This is a genomic window from Chitinimonas sp. (assembly GCF_036568685.1).
Taxonomy (GTDB): Bacteria; Pseudomonadota; Gammaproteobacteria; order Burkholderiales; family Chitinimonadaceae; genus Chitinimonas.
The window spans coordinates 24189-30758 of sequence record NZ_DATCSC010000107.1 but is presented as its reverse complement, the minus strand read 5'-3'; the positions used below and the strand labels follow the sequence as shown (position 1 = coordinate 30758).

General features: G+C 65.6%; 7 protein-coding genes. 1 reads left to right on the top strand and 6 read right to left on the bottom strand.

The window, feature by feature from the left end; genetic code table 11:
* The 6 genes from VIM95_RS15565 to VIM95_RS15540 form a co-directional block, all read right to left on the bottom strand.
* Positions 1–1052: DUF2157 domain-containing protein (locus tag VIM95_RS15565; protein WP_331987480.1), on the bottom strand; the 1052-nt coding region annotated here is incomplete at its 3' end.
* Between the two features lie 18 nt (positions 1053–1070).
* Entirely contained in the window at positions 1071–1373 is a 303-nt protein-coding gene (locus tag VIM95_RS15560; RefSeq protein ID WP_331987479.1) for a hypothetical protein, read from the bottom strand.
* 7 nt (positions 1374–1380) lie between these two features.
* The gene (locus tag VIM95_RS15555) at positions 1381–2217 is read right to left on the bottom strand and encodes a universal stress protein (protein ID WP_331987478.1); all 837 of its coding nucleotides are present in this window, start codon (positions 2215–2217) and stop codon (positions 1381–1383) included.
* Between the two features lie 126 nt (positions 2218–2343).
* Positions 2344–3303, bottom strand: coding sequence for a TIGR03571 family LLM class oxidoreductase (locus VIM95_RS15550; protein WP_331987477.1), 960 nt, complete (start codon positions 3301–3303; stop codon positions 2344–2346).
* 72 nt (positions 3304–3375) lie between these two features.
* A complete protein-coding gene (gene dkgB / locus VIM95_RS15545; protein WP_331987475.1) occupies positions 3376–4188 on the bottom strand; it encodes a 2,5-didehydrogluconate reductase DkgB in 813 nt (270 codons plus the stop codon).
* Between the two features lie 99 nt (positions 4189–4287).
* On the bottom strand, positions 4288–5490 hold the full coding sequence (locus VIM95_RS15540; RefSeq protein WP_331987471.1) for an MFS transporter: 1203 nt from the start codon (positions 5488–5490) through the stop codon (positions 4288–4290).
* A 197-nt stretch (positions 5491–5687) separates the two neighbouring features.
* On the opposite strand from VIM95_RS15540, the gene VIM95_RS15535 reads away from it, so the two are divergent.
* Positions 5688–6539, top strand: a complete 852-nt coding sequence (locus tag VIM95_RS15535; protein WP_331987467.1) for a helix-turn-helix domain-containing protein — start codon at positions 5688–5690, stop codon at positions 6537–6539.
* Positions 6540–6570: the final 31 nt, after the last annotated feature.

Here is a 6570-nt window from a genome sequence, read left to right as displayed (position 1 = left end):
AGCAGCAGGCTCATTGAGCGGTCGAGCTTGTCGAGGAAGCTGGAGAAGTAGAAGCCCAGCACCGTGAGCGCAAAGCCAAATACCGCCAGGTTGATCAGCATGGCGCGCTGCGCGCGCACACCCCAGACGGCAAGGCCGATGGCCGCCAAGGCGTAGAGCGCGTACAGCGCCGCTTCGTCCCCATTCGACCCCCAGTGGAACTGGGTGACCACGAGGCTCCAAACCGCAGGCAGCAGGAGCAGGATTGCACCGCGGCCGCGCAGGCAATAGGCGACAAGGCAGGGCAGGGCGAGCGCGACGATCCAGCTGATTAGCAGCAGGGCCGTACTGCCCCCTTCCGGCGCGGAGCGTATTCCCCAGCCACTGTCCACCATGCCGAGGATGATGCAAGCCGGTACCAGGGTGATGGCCCCCAGGCGGCTCAGGCTGCGGCGCCAGATAGCGTCGTCGTCCCTGGCCTGGGCGCCCAGATAGGCAAAGGCCAAGAGGACGGTACCGACGATGGGGGCGGCGTTCTGCCAACGCGATCCGGACCAGACGACATCTTCCAGCCATTCGCCCCACAGCCAGGTGGGTACCAGCACCGCCAGCCACAGTACATGCGGCCAGTCCCTCAGCAGCGCCAGCGCCAGGGCGGCGCCCACGGCCCACAGCATGATTGCGCCGGGCCAGTGCTCTGCCATATTGAAGATCTGCCCGGCGAGGTAGATGCCGCCACCGAGCGTGCCGGTACCGGCGGCATGCAGGGCAGTCGCCAGGCGTGGCGAGCGGCTGCCACAGAGCGCACCCGCCAGGTGGAACACTGCCACCATGCCCAGTACCAGTCCAAAGCGCGCAGCGGGCGACATGGCCTCCCAATGGGCCGAGACAAACAGCAGGAGGCCGGCGATCAGGAGCAGAGCGCCAAAGCTGAAGGCGATGGCGGCCAGCTTGTTCGTTCCCTCACCCCGCCGCTGTGTCTGCTCCCACTGCCGTATGCGATCGGCTTGCGGTGCATCAACCAGACCCGCCTTGGCCCAACGGTCCAGCGCGGCTTCCCATTTGGCACTCATGTGCGCTCCCTCGCGTGTCTAGCAGCAAGGGTGGCACAGAACGGCGGTGTTGCCATCCTCCAGGTGGAGGATGGGCATGAGCCAACCTTGGGCCGCCACGCCACTGAAGCGCCGCAACATATGCTCCAAGCTGTCCTCCGCCATGCCATCTACCAGCATTCCGGCCGAGCGCTGCGCCGCTTCGTGGGTGAACAGGGTGGTCTCGTAAGCTTTTACGGTAACGCGCCGGTCCATCAGTCGGATGCACTGGTTCTTGGTGCAGGCGAGTTGCTGGCAGGCTTCGAACAAGCCGGCACGCTCTAGGGCGCGCCGGACGCTCAATGGGCGTTCAATGGGACATAAATACCGGTACGGTCATCGTATTGAGCATGGTCCGGCTCGCCCCGCCCATGATGAACTCCCGCAGGCGCGAGTGGCCGTAGAGCCCCATCACGATCAGGTCCACGCCGTGGTCGGCCGACCAGCTCAAGAGCGATGCTCCGATATCGCGGCCTATGCCCACATCCTGCGCGACCGTCACCTTCACGTCATGACGGGCAAGATAGAGCGCGATGTCCGCGCCGGGTTGCTCGCCGTGGCCGTCGGGGCCGATATCGGGGCTGATGGTCAGCACCGTCACCTTGGCACTGCGGCGTAGTAGCGGCAGGGCGTCGGTCAAGGCGCGCGTTGCTTCGCGGCTGCCGTTCCAGGCCACCAGGGCATGCTGCCGGGCGAGGTGGGCCTCGCCAGCATAGGGCAGTACCAGCGCCGGGCGGCCGCTGCCCAGTACCACCGATTGCACCAGGTCGACCGGTAGGCCATCCACGGGCACGCCAGGCTCGGTCTGGCCCAGTACCAGCAGGTCGTGGTAGCGGGCGCTGAGGCTCAGCCCCGCCGCAGGCAAGCCGATATGCTGTTGCCAGCTGCTACGCTCGCGGTAGGCCTGGGTCCATTGTTCAAAGCGGATGCGGGCGGCAGCGGCGTCCTTTTCCAGATCCTGATTGATGCTGTAGTAGACCTCGGCCGCGGCGGCGTCCGGCCCCAGCGGGGCCAGATAGGCCGAGGTGGCCACGAACACCCCGGTCAGATGGGCGTTGTAGCTATCGGCCAGTTGCAGGGCATAACGCACCCGCGCCTCTACGTGCGGACCGCTATCGACGTGGACCAGAATATTGCGGTAGCTCATGGCGTGCTCCTGTTTGCTGCATGCACTAGGTTGTAGGTCGCAGCCGCCACCATTGCCTTGATCCGCATCAAACATCCGGCGGCTTCTGCCTTTCTGACCCCAGCAGGGCAAGTGCCGTTCCCATCTTCAAGCCGTCAGTCGGTGTTCCGCGCTATTACCGGCATCCGCCCCATGAAAATGTGGCAGCACCTCGCTGGCGATCTCCTGCATCACCTCGGCGACCGGTCGCTGGCTGCGGCGGAAGTGCAGGCCGATATGCTGCACCCCGGCCGCCTGCATGGCGTGCAGCTCTTCAATGAGACCTAACCGGCCGACCGCCGCGCCGAAACGGTGGCGCTGCAAGGGGGCGTGCGGGTCGGCCAGCAGGTCGAGGTGGATAAAACTCACGTAGGGCTTGTCGCCCGCCACGCTGCGCCAGAGCGCGCTGCGGCGTACATGGTCATCCGGCGTGCCGGGGTAGGCCAGCCAGCCGTCCATATGCTCGCCTACCCACTGCGCGCTCTGCTGCGCGAGGCCTGCTACCAGGAGCGGCAATGGCCGCTCCAACCTGGGCAGCAGTTGCACACCTTCCGGCAGGCTGGCGGTGGCCGCGCCGCGCAAAAGTGCGACCTGCTCGCGGAAGTTGCCGCCCCGGCCGGCAAAGTCGCGGCCGAAGACCGGGTATTCGATAGGCCTATCGCCGCTGGCTACGCCTAGCAGCAAGCGGCCATGGCTCAACTGCTCTACCGTGGCAGCCGCCTTGAGCGTAAGCAGGGGCTCGCGCAGTGGCAGCACCACGGCAGCGGTACCGAGCAGGATGCGGTGGGTAATACCGGCGAGGTAACCGAGGTAGCTGAAGGTCTCGAAGACCTGGGCGGCATCGCCGAACTGCGGGTCGTAGAGCGGTACGTCACGCACCCATAGGGCGCGAAAGCCCAGGCTGTCCGCCAGCCGCGCCAGTTCCGCATGCTGCACCATATCCGGCTCACCGGGTAGGCGAGGGGTGCCCAGGCGGGCCAATTGGCCCTCGGGTGACCAGTCGTTATCGAGCGGCAGTTCAACGCCTATGCTCAGGCCGCCAGCGACGAGTTTCTGCAAGGTAGACATGACAACTCCTTGCACGGCGGTATGGCACCGCCGTGCAGATGACTTCAGGCGTGCTTTAGATAAGGGCAGGGCTTAATCCCAGATGGGAGCCAAGCCTTCCGGGTTGACCAGGCGACCATCACGCTCCAGGCCAGCGATGGCCTGCATGTCTGCTTCGCTCAGGCGTAGCTCCTGCGCCAGCAAGTTACTGGCCAGGTTCTCGCGCCTGGTGGAGGAGGGGATCACCGCGTAGCCCAGTTGCAGCGCCCAGGCCAGGACCACCTGGGCCGGAGTGGAGCGGGTGCGCTCGGCAATGGCGGCGATCACGGGATCGCCCAGCACCTTGCCGTAGGCCAGGGTCATGTAGGAGGTGATCTGTATGCCCTGGCTGGCGGCAAACTCGGCCACCTTGCGGTTCTGCAGATAGGGGTGCAGTTCGATCTGGTTGGTGGCGATCTCGCCTTTGCCTACCGCGGCAATGGCTTGCTGCATGAGGTCGATATTGAAGTTGGAGACGCCGATCAGACGGGTCAGGCCCTGCGCCTTGGCCTCGGCCAGCGCGCCCATGTATTCGGGCAGCGCCACCGGTTGACCGGGTGCCGGCCAGTGGATCAGGGTCAGGTCCACCTGCTCGGTACGCAGCTTGCGCAGGCTCTCCTTCAGGCTGGGGATCAGCTTGTCGGCGGCGTAGTTCTCGGTCCAGATCTTGGTGGTGATAAAGGGCGCATCACGCGCTACGCCGCTCTCGGCTATGGCCTGGCCCACTTCGGCCTCGTTGCCGTAGATCTGCGCGGTGTCGATCACGCGGTAGCCGAGCTCAAGGCCGGTGCGGACCGAATCGATGACCACCTGGTCCTTGAGGCGGAAGGTGCCGAGGCCGAAGGCGGGAATGGTGTTGGTGTTCATAGCGTTGTCCTTTTGCTTTGGGTAGACACCTGGCCGCATTTTTGTGACTAGGCGCCGTGGTTTCCAATTCGGCTGCCGCATGGCGACGTAGCCGGGTTGCTAGTGACCTACCGGCACGGGGCCGTCAAAGCGCACTGGAATCCCAGCCTTCCTATCCAGCTTGCCGCTCCAGGTGGTCAGCGCCAGCGAGACCAGTACGACCAGGGCGCCGATCCAGGGGGTGTGCATCAGCCCCAGGTGGGTGACGATGAGCCCGCCCGCCCAGGCCGCACCGGCAATGCCGAGGTTGAAGGCGGCGATATTGAGGCCGGATGCCACGTCGACCGCATGCGGGGTATAGCGTTCCGCCTGCTTCACCACATAGACCTGCAGGCCTGGCACATTGCCGAAAGCAACGGCGCCCCACAGCAGCACGGTCAACAGGGCCAGCCACTTGCTGGCGGCGGTGAAGGTGAGCGCGAACAGCACCAGGGCCAGGAGGGCGAAGATGATCTGCAGGGCAGGAATGGGGCCCTTGCGGTCGGCCAGCTTGCCGCCCCAGATATTGCCCACGGCGACCGAGACGCCGTACACCAGCATCACCCAGCCCACCGAACTGGCGCTGAAGCCAGAGACGTCCTGCAGGATGGGGGCCAGGAAGGTGAAGGGAATAAAGGTGCCGCCGTAGCCGATGGCCGTCTTGGCATACACCAGCAGAAGGCGCGGTTCGGCCAGCACCCGCGCCTGCGCGGCGATGGAGGCCGGTGGCGTGTGGGCGATGTGCCTGGGGATGAAGAGCAGGCTGCCGATAAAGGCGACCACACCCAGGCCGGCCACGGCCAGGAAGGTCTCGCGCCAGCCAAAGTGCTGCCCAATGAAGGTACCCAGCGGCACGCCGGTCACCAGGGCCACGGTCAGGCCGGTGAACATGATGGCGATGGCACTGGCGGCCTTCTCCTTGGGCACGAGGCCGGTGGCGATGGTGGAGCCGATGGAGAAGAACACCCCATGGGCGAGGCCGGTCAGCACGCGGGCCATGATCAGCGATTCATAGCCGGGCGCCTGCCAGGCCAGCAGGTTGCCGACGGTAAAGAGCGCCATCAGGCTCAGCATCAAGGTCTTGCGCGGCAGCTTGCCGGTCAGCGCGGTCAGCACCGGTGCGCCAATGGCGACGCCCAGCGCGTAGAGGCTGACCAAAAGGCCGGCCGAGGGCAGGGTGATATTGAGGTCGCTCGCAACCGTGGGGATCAACCCGACGATCACGAACTCGGTGGTGCCGATGGCAAAGGCGCTCAGGGTGAGCGCCAAGAGGGCAATGGGCATGGCGATACTCCATGGGTGGAATGACGGAGCGGAGTATGGCTGTCCATTTCTTGCAGAAAAATGGGGTTTAAGGCAAAGGATATTTGATTTTCAATCAAATATTTCCTGTCGCGCGACGCGGGACAAGCCTTGGGACTGGCCGCGATAGAGCCGCTGCGCGCAAAATGGGCGCCGGATTGGACATCTACAGACCACCCATGCATGCACCTGTACGTCGGCTGGCCATACCGCCTGCACCCGCGCTGGCGGGCTTGGTGCGCTATTTCCATCTGGAGTGGTCCAGTGCCGGGCGTGTGATCGTGCCGGCCTCGCCGTCCCCCATGCTCACCTTCTTCCTGGCCGGTGGAGCCTTGGTCGATGAGCCGCATGGCGGTGTGACGGTGTTCGACCGGCCCTTTGTCTGCGGCCCCATGACCCAGGCTACCCCTACCACCTGGCTGCCGGGCACCACCTTTATCAGTGCCTTGATCGAGCCGGCCGCCTTTGGCCGCTTGTTCGGCCATGCGCCGGCCGCGCTGCGCAACCTGCCGGTGCCGTTGGACGATCTAGGCCTGGGCAGCGAGGGCGCGGCACTGGCGGAGCAGCTCTGGTATGCCGCCGGCCCGCGCGACTGGCTGGCCCTGCTATCGGATTGGCTGCTGCGGCGCGATGCTGCACGGGTATCCCGTACAGCCGACTTCCGCCTGCCGCAGCACTTGCTGTACCGGCCTACGGCCGAGATCGCGACGGCGCTGGGCATAGGCGTGCGCCAACTGGAACGGCGCTACCTGGCGAGCTATGGTCAGACGCTGCGTGATGGCCGGCGTATGCAGCGCTATGTGCGCGCCCTTTCCCAGTTGATCCTGCGGCCACCGCGCTGGGGCCAGCTTACCCGCATCGCCATGGATGCCGGCTACCACGACCAGGCGCATATGAGCCGGGACTTCATGGACTTCATGGGCGTGTCGCCCGCCAGCCTGATCGCACCGCTGCAGTATGAGGACGACCCGCTGCTGCGGCTGGTGCAGTACCAGGAGTCCAGCAAGCGCATCGTTGCCGGCGGCGCTTGAACTACCGCCAGCGGCGCCATGTCGTGTCGGT